The organism is Acinetobacter sp. GW821-FHT01C12, from assembly GCF_059422625.1.
The window spans coordinates 1-23947 of record NZ_JBWKXD010000011.1 but is presented as its reverse complement, the minus strand read 5'-3'; the positions used below and the strand labels follow the sequence as shown (position 1 = coordinate 23947).

The following is a 23947-nucleotide window of genomic DNA, read 5'->3' as shown; positions in this document are numbered from 1 at the left end:
AGTCTTGACCCATAACTAAATTGCATAATGCATCTTTTTTTAAAAGTTTACTAAAAACATAAAAAAAGCGCACTGAATCGAGTGCGCCTTTTCAAATCTATCAATCGATATAAAGGGAATGATTAATCATCACCTTGCAACAAGCTCAATAAACGTAAGAATGAATAGTACATCCATACCAATGTTGCCAACAAAGCGATACCACATAACCATTCATAAGCTTTAGGTGCACGTTGTGCTGCAGCAGACTCAATCAAATCGAAATCAAGAATCAGGTTCAATGATGCGATCACTGCAACAAATGCAGCAAAACCAATACCTAAAATACTGCTTTCAAATAAGAATGGAATGCTTGAACCAAAAGCCAAACGCATAATGAACTGCACCACAAAAACCAATGCAATTGCGATAGATGCTGAAATCACAATAGATTTAAATTTTTCAGTTGCACGAATAATTTGGAACTTATATAAACCAAACATCACTAAAGTTGTGATAAATGTAGCTAAAAGTGCTTGTAATGGTACGCCCGGAAACTTCAGTTGGAAGATCACTGAAACACCACCCAAAAATGCACCTTCAAAGAATGCATAAGGAATAGCTAAAACACGTGCTGTATTCGGCTTAAATGTAGCAACCAATCCGAGAATCAAACCACCAATTGCACCGACCATTGCGGCAGCATAGGCAATTCCAACATTCATTGTGGTAAAGCTATAGAAAAAAATTCCAACACCGAGTATGGCCGCAATAACAGTCAATAAAACTGATTTTTGAATTGCGCCTTGTACAGTCATTGGCTGTTCATAATCTGCATACGTTTCCGCACGCGTTAAAATTGGGTTATTACTTTGCATAGTCAATCTCTTTGTAATAATTCAAATATATATAAGGATATTAAAACGTTTTTTATGCAAACAATTTGAACTGCTTGCTATTTTTTGTAACGAGTTGTCAGAGGACATCAGCTTTAGTATAGCTTAAAAAACCAAAATGCATAGTAAAAAAAGAGGCTAAAAAGCCTCTTGTTTCAATCTGATATGTAATGAGATTTAACCACTCAGATGATTAATCTTGATTGGCAATAAAGAAATACTGACGATAATATTTAAGTTCAGCAATCGAATCGCGGATATCATCCATTGCCAAATGTGAAGCATTTTTCTTTAGACCGCTCATAATTTCAGGTCTCCAGCGTTTTGCTAACTCTTTCACTGAAGACACGTCCAAATTACGATAATGGAAGAATTGTTCAAGCTCAGGCATTAAACGGTGCATAAAACGGCGATCTTGGCAGATTGAATTACCACACATTGGTGAAGTTTTAGGATTAATCCATTTCTTCAAAAATTCTAAGGTTTGCTGCTCTGCATCTTGCGCTGTGAGTTTACTACGACGCACCCGTTCAATCAGACCTGACTGACCGTGTTGTTTGGTGTTCCACTCATCCATTGCATTGAGGATAACATCTGATTGATGCACTGCAAGCACAGGCCCTTCCGCCAAAATGTTCAAATGATCATCTGTTACAATTGTCGCAATTTCAATGATCTTGTCATTATCTGTATCTAAACCTGTCATCTCTAGGTCGATCCAAATTAAGCGGGTATCCGGAGTGCTGCTCATATAGTGCAATCTTATTAGGCCAATAAAAAATGAATAGTAGCAAATTTCTTGCATCTTCGCTGTAATTCATTCGCCTGTCATGGTATTTTTGCCTTCTCATTTTTAAGGTTTTTAGGATATGAATGGCTTTAATTCGTAAACGTCGTTTAACTGAACAGCAGCAACGCCGCATTCAGAAACAACATAAAACACGTCAAGAAGAAATCGACACTTCCAATGACCTTGAAGGTCTTGTTGTTCAGCATTATGGACGACAACTCGAAGTACAAGCCCTTTCTGTTCCTACTCAACATCCGCAAAAACCCATCGTCAATGAAGGTGATCCAGAGCCCTTTTGGAAACCGATTGAATTAGGCAGTGTCTGGCGCTGTCATACACGAACCAATTTAGAGCTGTTAGTGACAGGCGACAAAGTTCAGTGGCAAGCAGATCCAAATACAGGTTTAGGCATCATCACTGCCATTCATCCAAGGACTTCATTGTTAACGCGTCCCGATCGTTATCATAAAGTTAAACCTGTCGCAGCCAATATCAGTTTAATCGTCATTGTCTTTGCAACTCTGCCTGAGCCAGCACCCACGCTGATTGATCGCTATTTGGTGGCATGTGCAGATGCGGATATTCCAGTCCTTTTGGTGTTAAACAAATCAGATTTACTCAAAGAAAATGACCCTATTTTAGATCTCATTAAAGAATATCAAGACTTGGGCTATGAAGTACTGATCACTCAGTCTGAAGGTGATATTAGCGAATTAAAGCAACGACTCGACAACGAAACCGTTGCTTTCGTTGGGCAATCAGGTGTCGGCAAAAGCACCCTGATTAATGTCATCGTTCCTGATGCAGAGCAGAAGACCAATATTATTTCTGAAAACTCAGCACTCGGACAACATACAACGACCTCTACCCGTTTGATTCGTTTTGGTGAAAATGGTGCCTTGATCGACTCGCCTGGCATCCGTGAATTTGGGCTTTGGCATTTGAGCCTAGAAAAGATTGATGCAGGCTTTCCTGAAATCTCTAACTTGATTGGACATTGCCAATATCGTAATTGCACCCACACGCATGAGAAACAATGCGCAATTAAAAAAGCGGTAGAAAATGGTGGAATTCTAGCCAGACGACATGAAAGTTATTTACGTTTAATTGAAGAAATCACTGATGCGCAACAAAAAAATTAAATTTCTTCTTTGAGAACCTTGAAGCGGTGATTTTGATCACCATATATATACGCTATACTCGACGCAATTTTTGATTGTAATTAGGTGACTTGTGGAACGTTGGTTTGAGTTTATGGGGAATCACCCCTTCTTATTTGGTATTTTAGGGGTACTGGCGATCTTGTTCTTTATTTTTGAAGGACAACGCAGTGGTCGTAAGATTTCACCACAATCACTTGGTATTTTAGTGAAGGCTAAAAATGCGATGTTGATTGATTTACGCGATGCTAAAGATTTCCGTGAAGGTCATGTGAGTGGCAGCCGCAACATTCCATACAGTCAAATTGCCAGTCACATTGAAGAGTTAAAAACTGCTGACCGTCCTTTAGTATTTATCTGTAACTTAGGTCAAGTTGCAGGAAGTGCTTTACAACAAGTCGGCCATGCAGACAGCTATCGTCTTGATGGTGGTATCAGTAACTGGAAAGCCCAAGGCTTGCCATTAGTTAAAGCTAAAAAATAAGCTTAAGGAGCTCAACATGACTGCTGAAGTAAAAGTATATTCAACAACTTTTTGCCCATACTGTGTACGTGCGAAATCTCTACTTGAGCGTAAAGGTGTTGCTTTTACCGAAATCAATCTCGATGAAGAAGCACCTGAAGTTAAGACTGAGCTGATCCAGAAAACTCGACACCGTACAGTGCCACAAATTTTTATTAATAATGAATTTATCGGTGGTTTTGACCAGCTTTATGCTTTAGAAAAAGCCGGCAAACTCGATGAGTTACTTGGTTAATCCACAACTTAATTAATGAATCACTTCTTAAAATTTAAGGAATAAAGAATGAGTGAAGAACAACAAGCTCAACCACAACTTGCTTTAGAACGTATTTATACAAAAGACATTTCTTTTGAAGTACCTGGGGCTCAAGTTTTTACCAAAGAATGGCAACCTGAATTAAACATCAATTTGTCTTCTGCTGCTGAAAAAGTGGATGCAACCCACTTTGAAGTGTCTTTAAAAGTTGTTGTGCAAGCGAACAATGCAGGCGATACAGCATTTATCGTCGATGTAACACAATCAGGTATTTTCTTGATTGATGGTATTGAAGAAGACCGCCTTCCATACATCTTAGGTGCTTACTGCCCGAACATTTTGTTCCCATTCTTGCGTGAAGCAGTTAATGATCTTGTAACTAAAGGTAGCTTCCCTCAATTACTTCTTACACCAATCAATTTTGATGCAGAGTTTGAAGCAAATATGGAACGTGCCCAAGGTGCTGCTGCTGAAGGCCAAGCTTAATTTCTCAATAATTAAGTTTAAAAGACCGCACTATGCGGTCTTTTTTATATTTGATCAGATAAAAATCACCCAAACTTCACAACCGTGGGTGATGCAATTTTTTATAATTTAAACATCACAATAAGCATGAACAATAACAATGCCATTTACTCCCTTACATTTGGGCTTAGGCGCAAGCTGTAAAGCCATTGCAAATAAAAAATTTAGCTTGTTAATTTTCTCTGGTGTTCAGGTTTTGATGGATATAGAACCTCTATTTGGCATCATTCGAGGCTGGACCACACTCCATTTATATACCCATAATTTACTTGGTGCTTTGTTGATTGCTTTGCTTGCAGTCCCCATAGGTAAAGTGATAAGTGAGTTTTGCTTACGCAACTTATTCAAACAAGCAGACTGGCAGATCACATGGCAAGTGGCGACAGTCAGTGCTTTGGTCGGGAGTTTTAGTCATGTTTTTTTAGATGCCTTGATGCATGCAGATATGTATCCCTTTTATCCGCTGAGTTATTCTCAAGTTTTACTCAACATGATTCCCTACAATTTTATTTTTTATGGGAGTTTAGGGTCTGTTGACATTTCATAAATGGCTTGCGTTGTAGGCTAAAATTGAGCAGGCAAGGCAGGAAACGAAGAGAATAGCGAGACTATTTTCGAGTTTCATAACGTAGGCTGAGATAATTTTAGCCACAACCCTTCGGGACTAGTGTGTTTTTTGCCGCTACTTCGTTACGAACTACTCATTTAGAATGACTAAATTTCGTATTTCGTGCCTAGTATCGTCTAAAAAACACACGTAGTCGCAAACATAGACGAATTGTCAACAGACCCTGGCTTTATTTTTGCAGGAATTGTTTGGCTTATCCGTGAGGAAAAATCATGATTCATCGATTGTTCTAAAGGTTAGATTAATCCGAGCCGTATGCACTTTCTTTGTTGGGGCTAAGCGGTGCAACCAATATGTTTGTGTGGTGTCCTTCATGACCAGCAAACTGCCATTTTCGAGAAAAACCTCAATCTTTTCTTGGCTATTTTTATGTTTAAAGGCAAATTTTCGAACTGCGCCTAGGCTTAAAGATGCAATTGCACCATTCTTTTTTAGATCTGTTTCACCATCACTGTGCCATGCCATACCCTCTTCACCGGTATGGTAAAGATTCAGCAAACAAGAATTAAATGTTTCACCCGTGATCATTTCAATCTGTTGTTTCAGTTCGAGTAATTCTTCAGTCCATGGCAAGGCATATTTGGAGCTATTTGAATAAGTGTATTCAAAAGCACGATCTCCATACCAAGCCACTTTCCGTTTAGTGATAATTTTTTTGCCAAAAATAATCGCTTGGTCATTTTGCCATTCAATATGCGTTAGCAATTGCTCAAAATAATCATTGGCGATGGCTTCATCCATGATTTTTCCGAAATAATTCACTGTTCCATCTTGTGGAAGCAAGTTCTCATGGGGATCGGTTAGAAACTCAAGTTGTTGCATTTTTCCATTTCACATAGGCTGATTTCATACAATGTCCACACGGGCGAAATTGCAATGCCAAGGCTTCGGCTTCACTACTAAAGAACACCCGATTGGCTTTTAACATACGCTTGCCCGAACCACAGTTTAAACGTCCATAAATTTTTAGCTTTTGATTGCCTGCAAATAAAATTTCAGCATTCCTGATTTTTCGATATAACGCCAAACGCTCAATGTCATCATGCTTAATCATCATTTAACTCACAGCATCATGAAAAATAATCCCCAATGTATAACGCTCCCCTGTACGCACCTGACTGACAGCATGCTTCATATTGACTCGATAATAGCCATGAGTGCTTTTCTTGGGTCTAAACTGCGTGGTAAAAATTAACACATCCCCTTGATCAGGTTGTAAAACAATGGCTTTTGACTGTGCTCGTGGTACTTGCTCAGTCAACACCAACTCACCACCGGTAAAATCGCTATTGACTTGACTAAGAACAAATACCATTTGGATCGGAAAATAGACCTCTCCATATAGATCTTGATGTAAGGTATTAAAACCATCTTGCTGATAGTGCAAAATCAAAACAGTGGCCTTATTTTGACCCACTTGTTGGCATTGTTGTAAAAATTCAAGATGTGAATCTGGATATTGTCGATCCAACTTTAAAGCATCAGACCAAGCATTGGCGATAGGAACCAGATAGGGATAAAACTGAGTTCGAAGCTGTTGAAGCAAGTTTGGTAATGGATAATTAAAATATTTATACTCGCCATATCCAAAACGATGTTGCTGCATAGTGACGGTTTTTCGATACAGTTGTTGATGGTTATAATGACTTTTGATCAACTCACACAATTCATCAGATAAAAAGTCTTTAAGGATTGAGTAGCCTTGTGTATGCATCTGAGCATGGATTGACTCCCAATCTAAACCCTCAATTTTATTGAGCAACGCTGTTGCTTGTTGTGAATTAAACGCTGGCATGTACTTGCACACCTTCCCAGCCAATCATTGCGGCTTTACGTGTTTTACCCCAATGATATTCACCTAAAACACCTGTCGCTTGAATCACACGATGACATGGAATTAAAAAAGCCACTGGATTATTGCCAATCGCAGTACCGACTGCACGGGAAGCTTTTGGATTTCCAATCTGTTCTGCAAGGTCTGCATAGGTCGCCAATTGTCCCATCGGGATTTTAAGCAAACTTTCCCAAACTTTAAGCTGAAAATCAGTACCTTTTAGATGCAGCTTAATTTGGCTCCATGGTTTTTGTTCAGATGAGAAAATGGCCAAAGCATGTTCATGCAAGGCATCTGCTTGCTGATAAAATCTTGCTTTAGGAAATTTTTCAACGAGTGCGCTATAGGCATCTTGCGCATGCTCCACAAAAGACATAAAGCAAATCCCTTTGGCTGTTGAAGCCACTAAAACCATTCCAAAGCGTGTTTCAGCATACTGGTAGTGGATGGTTAAATTTTCCCCACCACTTTTGTATTCAGCAGGTGTCATCCCTTCAATTTGTATAAATAGATCATGCAAACGACTGGTGCTCGATAGTCCTGTGTCATAAGTCGCATCAAATACCGAATGCTCTTGTTTTAACAAGTTTTTTGCATGTTCAATACTAATATATTGCAAGAACTTCTTCGGACTGGTTCCAGCCCATTCTGTAAATAAACGTTGAAAATGTGCAGGGCTTAAATGAATATGCGCAGCCACCTCATCTAAATTCGGTTGTGCTTTAAAATTGTGTTTAATGTATTCAATGGCTTTTGCAATACGTTCAAACTGATGGTGCTGTTGCATCGCATTTCTCCTCACTTTTCTCCATCTAACTTAACAGTTGTTATGCAATGAGCAAATCCGAATCGTGCTGAGTTTAGTGATTCAATATCGTTTAAAAATCTCCTCACAATAAAAAACCGTTAGTCATTAAAACTAACGGCTTTTAAATGGATAAATCTATTCTTCGAAATTACGTTCGTCAAAAAACAAGTAGTCCATACGCAATCTATATAAATTTACCTGATTCTTTGTATTATTGAATCGTACATGGTCGATCTATCGTGTGGCGACATGGATGTCGCTGTTGGGCGGGGGTACAGGAAGTACCCCTCGCCCAACGGAAGATTTTTGTCACCTTTTCATCTCTGAAAAGTGAGGCATCGCCTACGCAAAGCTATTTAAACTTTAATTGTAAAGTGTGGCATTGCAAGCGTTAAACCATATGAATCACGTTAATGAAAGTATATAAATATATGATTTATAATTTTGACCTTATTTATAAATCATCTAAATGCATATTTGCGCAATAAGACTATTGATAGATCTTATGCCCTTGATCACGTATTTCAGCAATTTTCTTGCCTTCCATTTTGGCATGATCTAAATGACCGCCTTTGACTAGCACTTGAGTCTTATCAATTTGCGCAATCAATTGATCATATAACTGAGTCGAAGTCGGAGCACTGGCATCACCACGACCTTTAAGTTTGACTTTTTTAGCGTCGGTTGCAGCAGCACGCATATTATCTAAAGCTTTATTTGCTTCAGCGGCATTATTGGTTTGATTAAATGCTTTATAGTTTTTACCTAATGCCTGCATATTTTGTTGTAGCGTTGCAGCAAAAGTCATTGAGCTGAAACCTAAAGCAGAAATCATCATGACGGTGGCTAAAGTTTTTTTGATCATTATGATCTTCCTTAAAACTGTGGCTATTGTTGGGTGTAAAAAAGCCCATTGTGGCTATTGTCCATTTCCAAGATTAAACATAGTTTAAAAGCACAAAAAATAGCAAATAAAAATGCAACGAATTCGTTGCATTTTTATATTCAGAAATAATCAGAGAAAGGCTTAAATTGGTTCAATCTCATGATGTAAGGCATCGTGGATCGCTTCAACTAACTGTTGTGCAATCTCTTGTTTCGAGGCTTTCTCTAAATCACGCTTTTCCATCTGGTACTGTTCTGCAAAAAACACGGTCATCGCATTTTGATCAGAAGCAAAACCAATATCAGCACGCGAGACATCATTGCAGGCAATCATATCGAGTTTTTTGGCAACCAGTTTTCCTGCTGCATATTCCTCTACATTACGAGTTTCAGCCGCAAAACCCACCATAAATGGGCGCTTTGACTGTTGCGCAATGGTCGCCACAATATCGGGGTTTTTTACCAACGAAACATTCAGCTCATCACCTGCTTTCTTGATCTTATGTTCTGCAACTTCTGCCACACGATAGTCAGCGACAGCCGCAGTTGCAATAAACACGTCACAGCCTTCCTCAAGCTGGTGCATGCTTTCATCAAGCATTTTTATCGCAGAAGAAACATTGATACGACGCACACCATTCGGGGTATCTAAACTGACTGGACCAGCCAATAGCGTCACTTTCGCCCCTGCTGAATAACAGGCTGCCGCAATGGCAAAGCCCATTTTCCCTGTACTGTGATTGGAAATATAACGTACAGGATCAATCGCTTCACGTGTTGGTCCCGCAGTAACCACTACACGTTTTCCAGCAAGCAAGCCAAACTTCTCAGCAATCGCACGTTGTGCTTGATGGAAGTAGTTTTTAACTTGTTCAGCTAAATCTTCAGGTTCAGGCATACGCCCTAAACCGACATCACCACAAGCTTGTGAACCCGCTTCAGGCATAATCACATGTACGCCATCTTCAACTAAGGTATTCAGATTACGTTGTGTCGGCTTAGCTGCCCACATTTGCTGATTCATTGCAGGTGCAACCCAAACAGGTGCTTTGGTTGCCAAATACAAAGTACTGAGCAAGTCGTCAGCCAAACCCGCGGCAAACTTTGCGATGGTGTCACAACTTGCAGGTGCAACTAAAATTAAATCAGCCCAACGCGCCAATTCAATATGCCCCATTCCTGCTTCTGCTTCAGGGTCTAATAATTCAGTATGAACTGGATTGCCTGATAAGGCCTGAAAAGTTAAAGGGGTAATAAATGCCTGTGCACCTTTGGTCATTACCACGCGTACATTAAAGCCGTAATCCTTTAAACGGCGTACCAGGATTGCACTTTTATAGGCGGCAATACCGCCTGTTACAGCGAGGATAATATTTTTATTAGAAAATACACTGAGATCAAAACTCACTATCAGGCTACCTTTCAGTTGCAGTGGCGCTCACAATATCATTAAATAGTCTATCTCCCAAGTCATTCAAGGGAGAAAAATCAGAAGTAAAATAATTTTAAAATGTGAAAAATAATGAATCATTCAATCAAACAATGGCCTGAACAAGAACGTCCACGTGAAAGATTACTCTTACAAGGGGCGCACAGCTTATCTGATGCAGAATTACTGGCGATTTTTCTACGCTCAGGCTCAAAACAACACTCCGCTGTTGAATTAGCGCGCTTGCTCATTCAACATTTTGGTCATTTAAATGCTGTATTTGATTCGTCTTTAGATGATTTAAAACAGTTTCATGGCATTGGCGAAAGCAAGTATTCACAACTGATGGCGGTGAAAGAACTGGGACGGCGTTACTTGAAACATCAACTAAACCAAGGTTTAGACTTGAGTCGTTCTGATTTAATCCGAGATTATTTACGTTATGAATTGATCGGAGAATCTCAAGAAGTCTTTGCCGTACTGTGTTTAGACAGCCAGTTACGTAAATTGAGTTTTAAAAAACTATTTTATGGTTCAATCAATTACTGCAATATTTCCATCAATCAATTATTACGATATGTCATACAAAAACATGCGACTTTTATCGTTATTGCCCATAATCACCCTAAAGGTTTTGCCAAGCCTTCACGTGAAGATTACGATTTAACTCAAGAAATATTAAAAGCCTGTCAACTGCTTGAAATAGAATTATTGGATCATATGATCATTGCTGCTGAGCAAAGCTACTCCTTTGCTGAACACGGACTCATCAAACCCAAAACTTTCCCTACAAATGTGATTGACAAGCACCTTTGAAGCGGTGAAGATCACTAAAAAATATAGATTTAAAAGTATGATTGTCCGCGATCAAAACGATACCCTTAAAATATTACTCTCTTGGCGTGGTACGATTTTACCCAAAGTGCTGCCACCGCTTGGTTTTGTGATGCTGATTTCTGCAATTGTGGGTGGCATTGAGTATACCAATTTATATCGTTTTCCTGAATTACCCTTGGTTGGCTTTACCCTGATTGGTGTGGTGCTTTCTATTTTTCTAGGCTTTAAAAATACCGCCTGTTATGACCGTTGGTGGGAAGCGCGTAAACTTTGGGGAATGCTGATCGCCAATGCACGTCACTTTGACCGTGATTGTCGTATATTCCCTCAAGGGCGTCGTGAACGGATCATTCAACATGTGATTGTATTTGCAAACTTATTAAGAGATCGTCTGAGGCATCAAACAGCAAATCCAGATGCGCTGGTGGAAACCAGTGGTATGAGTCAACAGGCACTGACACAGTTGTATCAACAAACCAATGCGCCGCAATACACGCTGAGTTTGATCCAATGGGAATTGATGCAAGCGCTCAAAGAAGGCGAAATTTCCGACATTATCTATACCCAATTAAACGAACATGTAAATGAGCTCAGTTTGGTACAAACCGGTTGTGACCGTATTGCAACCACACCTTTGCCTTTTGCTTATTCAGTTTTATTAAATCGTACAGTCTATTTTTTCTGCTTTATGCTGCCCTTTAGCTTAGGTTCATTACTGGGTTTAGCAACACCTTTGCTGGTGGGTATTTTAGCCTATACTTTTCTGGGGCTAGATGCTTTAAGTACCGAGATAGAAGAACCTTTTGGTACGCAAAGTAATGATTTACCTTTAGATTCAATGGTAAGAATGATTGAAATTGAATTATTGGGAACTCTAGGGAAACCGACTCCTCCACCGATTCAAGCCCATGATCACAATTTACTTTAATACATCAGTTTCTGATTTTATTGCCCTTTTTAAAGAGAAGTTAAAGTAAAGGCCGAGCACTGAAAATGAAATATGTGGTTATCTTTAAGGCACAGATCAATACGCTTGATCAACAGTATTTTCAAACTGCACAACTTTTACGAGAGAAAGCATTGAGCCAGTTTAACTGCCAAAAATTTGAGTCTCTTTGTGAAAATGATTTTGAAGTTGCGCTTTCTTATTGGAATACACTTGAAGATATCCAGGCTTGGCATAAAGATGCAGAACATCAAGCAGCTCAACGAATTGGTAAACAACAGTGGTATAAAAAATTTAGTGTTGAGATTTGCCAAATTCAAAAAAGCTATTAACTCTAGATCACTTAAAAATCGGTCTATTTAGGAATGTAGATACTAAAAAATAGAATCAAGATAATCCCATTACATCTTGTTCAGTTTCTAGCGCACTTCAAATTCAGATTCAGCGGGATCAAAACGCCAAGTACGCACGATCCGCAGTTCAGAAATATCTTTCATTTTTGAATCAAAACGTCCAAAAGGTGCACCTTTACGCACTGAGTTTTTGGCAGCTTCATCGAGGATTGAATGACCTGAGCTTTCAATCAATCGTATAGCACGAATCCCACCCTCATTATTGAGAATGACCATTAAACGGACCTCACCCGAAAGACGCTGCTGTTTGGCAAGATCTGGGTAATATCGGTTTCCATACATCTCAACTTTTTCGCGAAATTTATCTAAATATCCAGCAGATGCATCTTGTTTGGCTTGAATACCATCTAAGGTTTTAATTTTTTGTTGTTTACTAAAATTTTGTTGTTTCTGTAAATATTGAGCTTCTAAACTCGCCACCATTGCCGTTTTAGCCTGCATCTGGCTCTGCAACTCTTCCATGGCCTTTTTACGATCGTTTTGTTCCGCCTGCTTTTGCCAGCTAAGAACCGTCATTAATACTTTTTCTTCGAATTTCAATTCTCGTTTTTGCTGTATTTGCTCTAAAGCTTCGAGTTGCTGATCACCCGCACTCTTGTCTTCTGCTTGCGCTGGCATATCACTTGAAATACGATGCTCTTTACGGAATGTTCCAGAACCTTGCTGATTTGCTTGCGCTAAAAAGTCTGCATCTTTAATTTCATCTTCACTTGGGCGAATACTGATTGCGATTTCTTTTGTGCTGGTATTATTTTCTTGTGGCATTCCAAATTGAACAGATAAAAAAAGTACATGTGCAATGACAGCTGCAGAAACAGCTCCAACAAATAATGCGTCTTGCCACCAATACTCAGAATGCTGTGTATTGGCAAATAATTTTTTTATCATGACATTAATCCGACAAAATTCCCCAATCGCCAAATTTAAAATTTATTAAAATAAGTTTAACTTTACATTATTCACAAACTTTGTGACTTATTTAGTAAAAGTAAAAACGTAATTTTAAAACACTCAAAATGGTGCAATGTTTTTTGTTAAACTGCAATCGTTAGACTTGTATTTTTTTAATAATCGACAAGTTTATCGCCTTAAAAAATGATGATGATTTGGGACAATACTTATGCCGACGCTACTTTCTAACATTGTTAAACGTATTCGACAAGTATACCAAAAAGCAGAAGGTTTTATAGAAGAAGAACGCGAGTTTCCAGTATCACAAGTATTTTTAAATGCGACCTTTAAACGTTTTGTCACCGACAACGTCAAAATTTTAGAAGATTTACATGCCGACCTGCATGATGATTGGTTAAAACTTTATGCCACACTCAATGTCAAAGGCATGCATTTGGTTCTTTCTGTAGATCTTAAGTTAGTTCAAATGGAGCTCAACAAAGATATGCAGTTGATTGTTTTTGAACAAATCAGCAACACCCAAGTGATCGAAGCTAGCTATCCCAATGTTTGGTATAAGTTGGGCGTAAATACTGCTTTATTCTTCTATCAAAAGGTACTGAAAAAAGATCCTTTAGGAATGATCCTAGAAAAATTTAATGTCATTACCGTAAAAGATGAATTACTTCACTTAGATCTGAATCGTTGGTTAGGAAAAAATCGTTCTATTATGGACACATTAAACAAAGTCCATGTGAACCATGCAGAATTACGTGAAACTGAGTTGGTGGTAATTGGTAATGTAAACCTAACCGCTTTATTGAGTAAATTTAGAGAAGATAAAGACCCAGACTGGGACGAAGATGATTATCTTGAAACTGAAGTTACACCGATTGAGCAAAAGAGTTAAGTCTCAAATTGCAGATTAGATTTCAAGTTATCGCAATCAAAATGTATACATAAATTCACAGGATTAGCAATAAAGTGAATATTTTCTCTTTAATTACACCGCATAATAGGTGTCATATCCAAAAATACTTTTAAATGCATAGGACATTTAATGATGGCAAAAACGTTATTTAAAACATTAAGTATCGCAACTGGTGTTTCAACTGCAATGTTATTGGTTGGATTTTCAAGCAATGCTCTTGCCATGAGTCCGTTCCAAGCAAGCTACCAGTTTGCCTATAATGGTAAAAACTTAGGTACTGCGACCCGTACATTGAGTCAAAGTGGCAATAACTGGACCTATGTATTTGCAGCAAAAGCAGCAGCAATTGCTTCTGCAAGTGAAACAAGCCGTTTTAGCTTTACCAATGGTCAAATTAACTCAAGTAGTTTTAGTCGTACCAGTAAAGTGTTGGTACATAATGACACCATGACCATTAACTTTAATCCAAACAGCAAAACCATTAACACCAAGAAAAAAGATCAGGCACGTTCTTTCCCATGGAAAGCAGGTGCTTTAGATGAGTTAAATGCTGAATTACAAGTACGTGAAGACTTAAAAGGTGCCGGTCTAAAATCAAGTTATTTGATTGCAGATGCAAAAGGTTTAGATGCGCGTCGCTTTGTTAAACAAGGCACAGAGTCAATTAAAACCCCTGCGGGAACCTATAACACGGTCAAAGTTGTACTCACCCATGACAATGGTGAAAAGAGTTCAATTTTCTGGTTAGCGCCTCAATTAGACTATTTACCCGTGAAAATGTCACATGTTGATGGTAAAACATCTTATAACCTAACCTTGACCAGTTACAAAAAGTAAGACATTTTTCACCTTTTGATCAATTTCAGCTTGCATTTTTTTTAGTGCTTTTTAAAATACGCCTTTGCTTTAAAAAGCACCTTGCCTCTAGAGGATTCTCCCTGTGCACGCACTAGAACAGAAAATCTTAGCTGAAGGTATCGTTCTATCTGATCAAGTTCTGAAAGTCGATTCTTTCTTAAATCACCAAATTGACCCTGTGATGATGCAGCTCATCGGTCAAGAGTTTGCTCGTCTTTTTAAAGATGCCGGCATTACCAAAATCATCACAATTGAAGCATCAGGTATTGCACCTGCTGTGATGGCTGGTTTGGAACTTGGTGTACCCGTTATTTTTGCACGTAAATATCAGTCTTTAACCCTTAAAGATGATTTATATCGTTCAAAAGTATTCTCTTTTACCAAGCAAATTGAAAGCACCATTGCGATTTCTAAGAAACATATTAGCAAAGGCGATAAAGCTTTGGTTATTGATGATTTCTTAGCGAATGGTCAAGCCGCTTTAGGTCTTGCTGACTTGATTCATCAAGCGGATGCAGAAGTTGTGGGTATTGGGATTGTGATTGAAAAATCTTTCCAACCAGGCCGTCAATTGTTATTAGATAAAGGCTACCGTGTTGAATCATTGGCACGTGTTGAATCTTTGGCAAACGGTACGGTAAGCTTTGTAGAAGAATAAGCTAGTCTTACTTCAAAAGTTTTCATTAAAAAAGAGTGCTTTAGGCGCTCTTTTTTTTGCTTTTTGATCAGTAGCGTCTTTGTTTTACCTTTTATTTTGATCAAGCCCTCAGCTATATTGTGTAAATAAAGAGATAACTCAGGTAAATAATAAATGAGATCAATCACTCAAAAATTAGTTGATCTACTCGACGTACAACAATTGGATGATGGTCTATTTCAAGGGCAAAACACACGTTTATTTGGATCACACCTTGTCGGTGGGCAATTGGTGGCACAAGCATTGATTGCCGCATCAAAAACCACCAATCGACCAGCACATTCATTACATGCTTATTTTATTCGCAGTGGTCGCACAGATATTCCGATTTTATATAAAGTTGAAAATTTAAGAGATGGCAAAAGTTTTTCGACTCGCCAAGTCCATGCTTGGCAAAACGGCCATATTATATTTTCGGCCATGGTTTCATTTGCCTATATTGAAGAGGGTTTAGAAAATCAGATTGAACCGCCTCTCTACCCTTCGCCAGATGAACTGATCCCAGAACAACAACTTAAACAAATGATTTATGAGGATGTTCCTGAACCTGCACGCGCAATATTTATGCGTCAATTTTTGATCAACATCCATCCTGTACAGCCATTCAATCCATTTAAACCGATAAAATTAGACACAAATTATGCTGAATATTTTCAAACCTTTGAAAGCATTCCCACTCAACAAGATACACCGATGATGCACCAAGCCATTGCTGCATATTATTCTGACTATAACCTGCTGACGGTTTCGCTTAGACCACATGGTGTTAGTTATGCGAACGGCGGTGTGCGTAGTGCAAGTTTAGACCATAGCATTTATTTTCATACAGATTTTAGAGTAGATGAATGGCTACTTTATGATATGAATGCCACAGTATCTAGCCAATCCAGAGGGCTTAATTTCGGCCGGATGTGGCAAGATGGTCGATTGGTGTGTAGCGTTAATCAGGAAAGTTTAATGCGGCTGAAGCAATAACAAGATGTTTCTATAAGCTTGTGTCAATCATTCTATCTATTACATTCACACAAAATATAAAGACTGATCACGGTATTCAGTTACAATCAAAATCATGTCATATCCCTGACATGATTGTAACGATAGCGATAAGCATGACAAAAATGCCAGTAGTGAACGTGAATATAACGCTTAACCATAACTTAACGAAGACAAATGGACTTTGTTGAGTGAGTAAAAATCAATGACTGATGAACAAACAGTAAAGTGCCCAAAGTGTGGCTCTACAGACTTAGAACGCCGTGACCATGAACAACTTTTAGGCAAAGCAGGCAGTGTATTATTGACTTCTGCGGGTGCAGCAGCAGGAACTGTAGGTGGCGCTGCCTCTGGTGCTTCTATTGGTGCGGCTATCGGAACGGTTGCAGGTCCTTTAGGCGTTATTGTCGGTGGAACTGTAGGAACCTTCGTAGGCGCAATCAGTGTTGGAATTACAGGTGGATTTCTAGGAAATCGCTTTGGTAAACGAGCTGGCGTGATTGTTGACCAAAATATCTTTTTTGATTACCAATGTAAAAAATGTAATCATCGCTTTAATCTAAAATAACAAAATATAAAATATCAATATGATAAAGAACTTCTCTTTTATCCATTAGACGCCAGATAAAAGAGAAGTCTTTGAATTATTATCTAGATCTCACAAGAGCATCAAAAATTATGGGTTTAACTTTTTAACCATTTCACCTAGACGTTTGCCCTGTTCAGCACATAAAGCTTTTTCATCGGAACTTAAGTTTTGGTCATGACGTGGTCCACTGACATGACTGACTCCATACGGCGTACCGCCTGATTTGGTATTGGATAAGGCTGGATTGGCATTGGTCAACCCCATGATCATCATGCCATGATGAAACAATGGCGGTAACATCGTTAATAATGTACTTTCCTGCCCTCCATGCATTGACCCTGACGCGGTAAATACACAAGCAGGTTTATCGTGTAATGCACCATTTAACCAAAGGCTAGTGGTTTGATCCCAAAAGTATTTCATTTCAGATGCCATATTGCCAAAACGTGTTGGTGAACCTAAAGCCAATCCTGCACAATTTTGTAAATCATCCAATGTACAATAAATATCGCCATGTTCTGGAATACTGGCTTCCGCTTCTTTCACAACAGTTGAAAGATTAGGCACAGTGCGAATTTTTACTGCGACACCTGCTGCTTCTACCCCGTTGGCAATCAAGTGTGCCATCTCTTTGGTAGATCCATATTTACTGTAATAGAGTACGAGAACATAAGCTTGCATAGAGATTTCTTGATTTCAACATAAGAAAATAAAACTATACGGTATTTTTCTGCTTTTTTGGGTAAGCTAGGCAATGAAAATGCAAGATATGCCGAAAAATAATTGAGATCAAAGATATATATGCTTGAATTACTTAAAAAACTCCCCTTCTATGAAAAAACTTGGTTTCAATTCATTCTTTTTGTACTTGGTCGTTTTGAAGCAGATCGTTGTCGTGAACAAGCGGGATCGCTGACCTATACGACATTATTTGCTGTTGTTCCAATGTTGACTGTTTTCTTGGTTATTATCTCATCAATCAAAGCCTTAGAGCCTGCTAGACAGCAACTCCAGCAAATGATTTATAGTAATTTCTTGCCAAAAACCAGCATTGCTTTTGATAAGGCTTTTAATGTCTTTACAGAGAATTCAAGTAATTTAACTGTTATTGGTGTGCTGTTTTTATTTATTACCACAGTACTGATGCTTACCAGTATTGAAACGGTTTTTAATCGGATTTGGCGTGTTCAAGAAACGCGTAATGGCATCATTGGCTTTATGCGTTATTGGACCATTATTTCTTTAGGCCCGATTTTATTGGGGAGTGCCTTTGTCATTTCATCAACATTGGCCTCTATGAATGTTTTAAGTAATAACTTTGCTGGTTATGAAGTTGATGGTACAGCGTTATTTGGGGTCATTTCGTTTGCACTGACCACTTTAGGCTTTTTCATTCTATATTGGACGATTCCAAATCGTAGTATTCCTGTTAGAGCGGCGGCGATTGCAGGTCTTTTTGGTGCGATTGCATTTGAGCTACTTAAAAACCTATTTGGTTTTGTTATGGCGAATTTCACCAGCTATACCCTTGTTTATGGTGCTTTTGCTGCTGTACCTATTTTCCTATTGTGGATCTTTTTATCGTGGAATATCGTCTTATTGGGTGTGGAAATCAGTTATGCCCTTACCGCATTTCATACAGGTAAAATCCAGACCCGCCATCCTGTGTTGATGATGCTCGATATTCTGGAATTATTTTATAAAAAACAAAAAACGGGTGAAGTGGTAACTGATGCAGAAGCATTAAATATTTTAGGTCGTGGTGAAATTGGACGTTGGCCAGTTTATATCCAACTTCTAGAAAAACAGAATTTGGTTAAATGCACTGACAATAATGAATATGTGCTGGTCAGAAATTTAGATGAAATTGATTTCTGGTCATTCTATACATCATTACCTTATACCCTGCCTCGTCGTCATGATGTTGAACATGTACATGATGATGATGTTTGGATGAAGCATATTGGTCCAACTTTAATTGAATCCGATGAATATTTGGCAGCTAAATTATCGATTCCGCTTTCAACCATTTTGGATGATAAGTAATTTTAACCCAGCTAGATAAACAACCTCCCTTTCCAAGCAGTGCCCATTGGAAAAGGAGGTGATATTGCTTTTTTGATGAATCGTTATAATTTCGCAATAGCCAAAACCACTGCATAAAGCGGATAAAAGACACCTCAATGGTATGAACCTGTCTTTTTTATAGGATATAATTCAAAGTAGACAAAAGATCTTTTATTCAGGCAATCTTTGCATGACGATAACAAAAACCAGCGATAAAAATATACTGACTCAACTCAGTAGCAATGATGAAATTGTTGCACCGCTGTGGCTTATTTTTCGACATGATCCTGCGCTGTCGGTTTATCCTGAACATGGACATGCTTGGGGCGAATTTATTTATGCCTTTAATGGGGTGATGGAAGTCAATATTGATCAAATTAATTATATTACGCCACCTCCATATGGAGTTTGGTTACCGCCAAATACGCAACATAGTGGTTTGAATCGGACTCCTGTTTCCCATGCAACTTTGTATATCCACCAATCGTTATGTAGTGCCTTACCTCAACAAGCAGGGATTCTTTTAACCTCACCCTTGGTTTCAGCGATTTTACAGCACATCAAACAACACCCAATGCAAGCATCTGAGCCTGAATATTTGCGACTATTACAGGTGTTACTTGATCAGTTACAACATGCTGAGTTAATCGGTAGTTATTTACCCCATACCAATCATGCTGCCTTAAAACAAGTTTTGGATTTTTTACATGCCCACCCTGCTGATCACAGCACCCTAGAAGCTTTAGCCCAACGGATTAATATGACTGAACGTACCTTGGCAAGACTGAGTCAAAAAGAGCTGGCTATGTCACTCAATGAATGGCGACAACGGCTTAAAGTCATGAAAGCGATGTCTATGCTCAATGAGGGAAAAACGGTTGAAAGCATTGCACTGGATTTAGGTTATGCCAATGCTTCTGCTTTTATCAATATGTTTAAACGTTGGATGATGCGGACCCCAGATCAGTTTAGAAAATTGTTGCATCACTAAACCTCCTTTTTAAATTTTGAGTAGATGAAGTGGAATGATCTAAATATTGATAATCAATAATCTTCCCGACCAATCTATATGTCGATCTAAAAATGCATGGGCTGAATTTAATTTTAGTTTATGTGGGAATTCACCAAAGTCATCCATTGGTAATTTTATTAAGACGAACCAATTGGCGATTTTAATACGATTCAAACAACAGCTAAAAAAATAGCAATACTGTAAATTTTAACTGGCTGTAAATTTCAACGGATAAATCAAGCAGGATATATCGCAAAAGTTAGCGATAATTGTTGTTGTATAAAACTGTAGATAATAAAAAACCCAATGCGTATTGATTATAAATAAACACTGGGTTGCTTGCATTTTAAGTGCTTATTTTACAAAAGTTTTCCAAACAAAATCTTGGCTTTGACCATGTAGAGTCATAGTCAATTGATCACCAGAAGCCAATGCTGCAACACCTGCTGGTGTCCCTGTCATCACCACATCCCCTGGTTCTAAAGAGAATACTTGGCAGATGTCTGCAAGTAAGTAAGCAATATCAAAAATCAATAAAGCAGTATCGCCTTTTTGTCGAACTTCATCATTTACCGCAAATTCAAAAGTAACAGCCGACCAATCTTTAATCTCATCCACACTGACCCAATCTGCCAGTACACATGAGCCATCAAAAGCTTTTGAACGCTCCCAAGGCTGGCCTTTGCCCTTTAAGTCATCTTGGAGATCACGTAAAGTTAAATCTAAGCCTAAAGTCACCGCACCAATCGCATCCAATACTTTATCTAAATTGGTTTCGCCCTTAAGTGACTTGTCGATACGTAACGTCAGTTCACACTCATGGTGGCAATTTCCCCACGCCTCATTCCAAGAAATACCGTCTTGCAATGAAATCAAACTACTGGGCGGCTTGATAAATAAGACTGGACGATCTGGAATTGCGTTACCTAATTCTGCTGCATGCGCTGCATAACTACGACCGACACATACAATTTTAGATGGACGTGTACTCATATTGTTCCCTTCTTATTGATCAGCGTTAAAAACTTTATAATTCCAAATTACTTTTTAAAAGTATTGATAAAAATCGTTTGATCTGCGGGTGTCGCAAATGCTCGTTTAGGCACAATCACCACAGTACGATTTTTTAATTCAATCATATAGGTAAGCTTGCCTTCTGCAAATTTATCTACATCTGAATAATGATGAACTTGCTTTGGACGACCACTACTGAATAATTCCATATAGTCTTGAAATAATTCAATACCTTGTTCGCTTTTACCAAATTGATATTTAACGAATTGGCGTTTAAACATCATCGGTAAAAACCAATACCGCATCAGCATTTGCAGAATTAAGAAAAAAGCACCTAAGCAAACATAATATTTACCCACACCCTCTAAACCGAGGTAAATCCCCCAAACCATGATTCCGATGCTGACCAAAGGCGTGAGAAATTGGCTAATTTGCTTTTTACCAAAAGTTGCAAGTTTAAAACCGTCTTGAGATTCTTCTAAATTAAGATAATAACGTGCAGATAATGCAGGCTGGGTGTCTGACATAGTTGCTTCAATACAAATATTTTACGATGCCAAGATATTACACTAGATTTTTCCAGCGAGATGCGGATTTTCATCTTGTTTTACAGAACACCTCTATTTTTTAAAAGTGAATCCTTTTAGGGTCTTTCATACAAATGGTTTTTATAAGAACAAAAGATCGCCGCTTATCAAGGCGCAAAAGGAATTGTGATGAAAGTTTTTTATTTAAATATCAGTCTCGTGCTCTTAATCGGTATCAGTCAAATCAGTTTCGCGAAATTGGTCACTTGGACCGATAATATTCCCAGTGCGTTAAAACCATTTGACAATAATGCCCAGCAAATCGCGGCAATTGCACAAGACAATATTTTAATTTATGCCCATCCAGCGACCAAGACCTCCTTACCGACACTCAACAAACAGCCCCAACCTATAGCTAAATTTTCAACAGCAGCCATTGTTGTGCCTGTAAGTAGCCAAGAAGTGGCTAAAACTTTAAGCCATTACACCCAATATGTTGGGTTATTCCCGACTTTAAAATCAGCAAAAGTCATCGAAACAGCAGGACCTGTCAGTCAATTAAAATATCGTATTTCCATCCCGACACCGATACCTGTATTGAATTTTAATGAAGATGTGGTGATGCAACATCAAATTGGACAAAATAGCATTTCAACCATGGTGATTGATGGCCCAATTCCTTATGCATTAGGGAAATTTGAATGGTTCAATTTAGCTGACAACAAAACCTTAGTGACCCTGACACAATGGGGCGATTTAAACCAACCGCAAGGTTTCCTATTTAAGAAAATTTTAAATGCTTTCCCTGAAGTAAAACTGGCGATTCCAAATGGTTCGAGCGCCTTTGTTTTAGAAGCACTCAAAAATAAATATACGGCTAAAAAAGTGACGCCATTAAATGCAGGGCAACTACCTAGCCCACAATTAAATACAGCTCAAATCAATAAAATTGTTCAGGTCAGTGCCAACGCACAACAGCCCGTCAGTATTGTACTTAATCCTGTCACTGTACCTTATACCCATGGGCGGGAAGTTTTACGTTTTACCACAAGCTATCAATATTTAAATGCCACCCCGCAACAATTACAACGTTGGACACAACCCTTATCCTATAAAGAAATTTTTCCAAAACAAATCAAAAGCATTAAAACCACAGTGATCAACACACAAGGACAAGATGCAGACTTTAAAGTCAGTGTCGGATTGGGGGTTATTAGTATCCCTTTTGATTTTAAAATGCGTTTTAGCTATCCCAAAGCCACTGAAAATAACTTCTATGCCAATGGCGGTGATTTACGTTATCTCAAAGGTCAAATTCAATTTTTACCCCAAGGCAATAACACCTTACTCAAAATGACCACCACCATCAAAATTGATGAAAAAGCACCATTCCTACTCAAAGCAGCACGCAGTTTACCCTACCATGAAATGTTACCTGCACTGGGTGCAAATGCAATTTTTGCTCAAAAAGTAAAGTAGTGCTGATTGAACTTTTAAAACTCAATTAATCAGCCAGATGTTTAATTGTTGTACCAATATTAAATAGGAAATATAACGGGATTGCGACCAGATCACCGACTAAAGTGACTGGGGTTAAGGCGATTTTCTGCAACAATGTTTTAGAATGTAGTGAGTATTTGGTTTTTCCTTGTGTATACATCGCAATCGTATAATTTTGACTAAAGTTTTGAAATTTCATATTTTTAATTTCAGCGTTTAAGCCCACAACACGCCCAACCAATCCAATTTTTCTTTGATAAAATTCAGAGTTTTCCTGACCATACTCGTACTGACTCAGTCCAAGTCGAGATAACTTATTTTCTTCCAGTCGAGTTAAATTGTTTTTTGCATAATACAGTTCAATATCACCGCTAAATTGAGCTGCTTGTGGATTTTTTTGATCATCGCTTTCAGGCATTAAAGATAAGCTAAAATGCTTGTCACTCGGATGGACTGGTTTGATCCGCCAATACTTGGGGTCTAAATCAGATTGAATGGTCTCTAAAATTTCCTTATTTCCAATATCAATCATATACGCATATTTTTGCCCAACCACGATTAAGGAGCGATCTACATTGTTTCTATCATGGCTATTTTTTGAGGAGGCATTTTCTGTTAAATAGGCAAAACCGACAATTTGATCCTGATCTACAATCACACGATCTGCATGGGTTGAAACCACTTTACCCGTCGCCAACCTGCCAGAGTCACTGTTATTCCACAGAATGGCGGTACATCCGATCATTTGACTGATGACCAGCACGATAAACAATGAGAAATATTTATGCATGAATGATTGGCCTTATTTTTATTATCTCGCTCATTGTGCCATTTTTTAGGCACAAAAAAACCGCAATAAAGCGGTTTTTTTTAAATATTTTATCAAGTTGGTGCGCTCAGAGAGATTCGAACTCCCGACCCCTTAGTTCGTAGCCAAGTGCTCTATCCAGCTGAGCTAT

At 38.4% G+C, this 23947-nt stretch carries 29 protein-coding genes; 16 read left to right on the top strand and 13 right to left on the bottom strand.

Going from position 1 to position 23947, the window contains the following annotated elements:
* Positions 1–122: 122 nt before the first annotated feature.
* Both AC07WY_RS18325 and orn read right to left on the bottom strand, forming a co-directional pair.
* Positions 123–857, bottom strand: a complete 735-nt coding sequence (locus tag AC07WY_RS18325; RefSeq protein ID WP_004816949.1) for a Bax inhibitor-1/YccA family protein — start codon at positions 855–857, stop codon at positions 123–125.
* 211 nt (positions 858–1068) lie between these two features.
* Positions 1069–1626: an oligoribonuclease gene (orn, locus tag AC07WY_RS18320; RefSeq protein WP_004725833.1), complete on the bottom strand. Its 558-nt coding sequence runs from the start codon at positions 1624–1626 to the stop codon at positions 1069–1071.
* 122 nt (positions 1627–1748) lie between these two features.
* On the opposite strand from orn, the gene rsgA reads away from it, so the two are divergent.
* From rsgA to AC07WY_RS18295, 5 genes are all read left to right on the top strand, one after another.
* Complete coding sequence (gene rsgA / locus AC07WY_RS18315; RefSeq protein WP_494736884.1) at positions 1749–2807, top strand: ribosome small subunit-dependent GTPase A; 1059 nt, start codon at positions 1749–1751, stop codon at positions 2805–2807.
* A 91-nt stretch (positions 2808–2898) separates the two neighbouring features.
* Positions 2899–3309, top strand: a complete 411-nt coding sequence (locus tag AC07WY_RS18310) for a rhodanese-like domain-containing protein (RefSeq protein ID WP_004725828.1) — start codon at positions 2899–2901, stop codon at positions 3307–3309.
* A 16-nt stretch (positions 3310–3325) separates the two neighbouring features.
* Complete coding sequence (grxC, locus tag AC07WY_RS18305; RefSeq protein WP_004725827.1) at positions 3326–3583, top strand: glutaredoxin 3; 258 nt, start codon at positions 3326–3328, stop codon at positions 3581–3583.
* A 48-nt stretch (positions 3584–3631) separates the two neighbouring features.
* Positions 3632–4090, top strand: a complete 459-nt coding sequence (gene secB / locus AC07WY_RS18300; RefSeq protein ID WP_004725824.1) for a protein-export chaperone SecB — start codon at positions 3632–3634, stop codon at positions 4088–4090.
* A gap of 139 nt (positions 4091–4229) precedes the next feature.
* On the top strand, positions 4230–4676 hold the full coding sequence (locus AC07WY_RS18295) for a hydrolase (protein WP_494736883.1): 447 nt from the start codon (positions 4230–4232) through the stop codon (positions 4674–4676).
* A 291-nt stretch (positions 4677–4967) separates the two neighbouring features.
* On the opposite strand, the gene AC07WY_RS18290 is transcribed toward AC07WY_RS18295, so the two are convergent.
* From AC07WY_RS18290 to coaBC, 6 genes are all read right to left on the bottom strand, one after another.
* Positions 4968–5579: an alpha-ketoglutarate-dependent dioxygenase AlkB family protein gene (locus AC07WY_RS18290; protein WP_105714407.1), complete on the bottom strand. Its 612-nt coding sequence runs from the start codon at positions 5577–5579 to the stop codon at positions 4968–4970.
* Positions 5566–5811: an Ada metal-binding domain-containing protein gene (locus AC07WY_RS18285; protein WP_056512381.1), complete on the bottom strand. Its 246-nt coding sequence runs from the start codon at positions 5809–5811 to the stop codon at positions 5566–5568. The genes AC07WY_RS18290 and AC07WY_RS18285 overlap by 14 nt, the downstream gene beginning before the upstream one ends.
* A 3-nt stretch (positions 5812–5814) precedes the next feature.
* Entirely contained in the window at positions 5815–6552 is a 738-nt protein-coding gene (locus tag AC07WY_RS18280; RefSeq protein ID WP_004725818.1) for a 2OG-Fe(II) oxygenase, read from the bottom strand.
* Entirely contained in the window at positions 6539–7378 is an 840-nt protein-coding gene (locus AC07WY_RS18275) for a bifunctional transcriptional activator/DNA repair enzyme AdaA (RefSeq protein ID WP_096735192.1), read from the bottom strand. Before AC07WY_RS18275 ends, AC07WY_RS18280 begins: the two co-directional genes overlap by 14 nt.
* Positions 7379–7889: 511 nt before the next feature.
* Positions 7890–8264, bottom strand: a complete 375-nt coding sequence (locus AC07WY_RS18270) for a cytochrome b562 (RefSeq protein ID WP_154129661.1) — start codon at positions 8262–8264, stop codon at positions 7890–7892.
* A 162-nt stretch (positions 8265–8426) separates the two neighbouring features.
* On the bottom strand, positions 8427–9692 hold the full coding sequence (coaBC, locus tag AC07WY_RS18265; protein WP_494736882.1) for a bifunctional phosphopantothenoylcysteine decarboxylase/phosphopantothenate--cysteine ligase CoaBC: 1266 nt from the start codon (positions 9690–9692) through the stop codon (positions 8427–8429).
* Between the two features lie 114 nt (positions 9693–9806).
* Here coaBC and radC point away from each other — a divergent pair, with 114 nt between their 5' ends.
* From radC to AC07WY_RS18250, 3 genes are all read left to right on the top strand, one after another.
* Positions 9807–10529, top strand: coding sequence for a RadC family protein (gene radC / locus AC07WY_RS18260; RefSeq protein ID WP_004725808.1), 723 nt, complete (start codon positions 9807–9809; stop codon positions 10527–10529).
* Between the two features lie 37 nt (positions 10530–10566).
* Positions 10567–11478 (top strand): bestrophin family protein, encoded by a 912-nt coding sequence (locus AC07WY_RS18255; protein ID WP_004725806.1) that lies wholly within the window; start codon positions 10567–10569, stop codon positions 11476–11478.
* A 65-nt stretch (positions 11479–11543) separates the two neighbouring features.
* Positions 11544–11828, top strand: a complete 285-nt coding sequence (locus tag AC07WY_RS18250) for an antibiotic biosynthesis monooxygenase family protein (protein ID WP_056512243.1) — start codon at positions 11544–11546, stop codon at positions 11826–11828.
* Between the two features lie 87 nt (positions 11829–11915).
* Here the strand turns inward: AC07WY_RS18250 and AC07WY_RS18245 are convergent, their stop codons facing one another.
* Positions 11916–12797 carry an energy transducer TonB gene (locus tag AC07WY_RS18245; protein ID WP_004725801.1) on the bottom strand — a complete coding sequence of 294 codons (882 nt, stop codon included), beginning with the start codon at positions 12795–12797 and terminating at the stop codon, positions 11916–11918.
* Positions 12798–13029: 232 nt separating this feature from the next.
* On the opposite strand from AC07WY_RS18245, the gene AC07WY_RS18240 reads away from it, so the two are divergent.
* The 5 genes from AC07WY_RS18240 (at position 13030) to AC07WY_RS18220 (ending at position 16847) form a co-directional block, all read left to right on the top strand.
* On the top strand, positions 13030–13710 hold the full coding sequence (locus AC07WY_RS18240; RefSeq protein ID WP_494736881.1) for a hypothetical protein: 681 nt from the start codon (positions 13030–13032) through the stop codon (positions 13708–13710).
* Positions 13711–13860: 150 nt separating this feature from the next.
* Positions 13861–14568, top strand: a complete 708-nt coding sequence (locus AC07WY_RS18235) for a DUF3108 domain-containing protein (protein ID WP_004725798.1) — start codon at positions 13861–13863, stop codon at positions 14566–14568.
* Positions 14569–14671: 103 nt separating this feature from the next.
* Positions 14672–15247 carry a xanthine phosphoribosyltransferase gene (locus tag AC07WY_RS18230; RefSeq protein ID WP_004725796.1) on the top strand — a complete coding sequence of 192 codons (576 nt, stop codon included), beginning with the start codon at positions 14672–14674 and terminating at the stop codon, positions 15245–15247.
* A 153-nt stretch (positions 15248–15400) separates the two neighbouring features.
* Positions 15401–16261 (top strand): acyl-CoA thioesterase, encoded by an 861-nt coding sequence (locus AC07WY_RS18225; RefSeq protein WP_494736880.1) that lies wholly within the window; start codon positions 15401–15403, stop codon positions 16259–16261.
* Between the two features lie 223 nt (positions 16262–16484).
* Positions 16485–16847 (top strand): FmdB family zinc ribbon protein, encoded by a 363-nt coding sequence (locus AC07WY_RS18220; protein ID WP_209827964.1) that lies wholly within the window; start codon positions 16485–16487, stop codon positions 16845–16847.
* Between the two features lie 108 nt (positions 16848–16955).
* Here the strand turns inward: AC07WY_RS18220 and wrbA are convergent, their stop codons facing one another.
* The gene (gene wrbA, locus AC07WY_RS18215; protein ID WP_096735197.1) at positions 16956–17549 is read right to left on the bottom strand and encodes an NAD(P)H:quinone oxidoreductase; all 594 of its coding nucleotides are present in this window, start codon (positions 17547–17549) and stop codon (positions 16956–16958) included.
* Between the two features lie 120 nt (positions 17550–17669).
* On the opposite strand from wrbA, the gene AC07WY_RS18210 reads away from it, so the two are divergent.
* Positions 17670–18914 carry a YihY family inner membrane protein gene (locus AC07WY_RS18210; RefSeq protein ID WP_004816923.1) on the top strand — a complete coding sequence of 415 codons (1245 nt, stop codon included), beginning with the start codon at positions 17670–17672 and terminating at the stop codon, positions 18912–18914.
* A gap of 211 nt (positions 18915–19125) precedes the next feature.
* Positions 19126–19926: an AraC family transcriptional regulator gene (locus tag AC07WY_RS18205; protein ID WP_239044828.1), complete on the top strand. Its 801-nt coding sequence runs from the start codon at positions 19126–19128 to the stop codon at positions 19924–19926.
* 375 nt (positions 19927–20301) lie between these two features.
* On the opposite strand, the gene AC07WY_RS18200 is transcribed toward AC07WY_RS18205, so the two are convergent.
* Together AC07WY_RS18200 and AC07WY_RS18195 are read right to left on the bottom strand one after the other, a co-directional pair.
* A complete protein-coding gene (locus AC07WY_RS18200; RefSeq protein ID WP_239044827.1) occupies positions 20302–20940 on the bottom strand; it encodes a fumarylacetoacetate hydrolase family protein in 639 nt (212 codons plus the stop codon).
* Positions 20941–20987: 47 nt separating this feature from the next.
* Positions 20988–21488 (bottom strand): YcxB family protein, encoded by a 501-nt coding sequence (locus AC07WY_RS18195; RefSeq protein ID WP_004816919.1) that lies wholly within the window; start codon positions 21486–21488, stop codon positions 20988–20990.
* 189 nt (positions 21489–21677) lie between these two features.
* Between AC07WY_RS18195 and AC07WY_RS18190 the strand changes: the two genes are divergently transcribed.
* The gene (locus AC07WY_RS18190) at positions 21678–22967 is read left to right on the top strand and encodes an SRPBCC family protein (protein ID WP_494736879.1); all 1290 of its coding nucleotides are present in this window, start codon (positions 21678–21680) and stop codon (positions 22965–22967) included.
* Positions 22968–22992: 25 nt separating this feature from the next.
* Here the strand turns inward: AC07WY_RS18190 and AC07WY_RS18185 are convergent, their stop codons facing one another.
* Complete coding sequence (locus tag AC07WY_RS18185; protein ID WP_494736878.1) at positions 22993–23778, bottom strand: YidX family protein; 786 nt, start codon at positions 23776–23778, stop codon at positions 22993–22995.
* Positions 23779–23947: the final 169 nt, after the last annotated feature.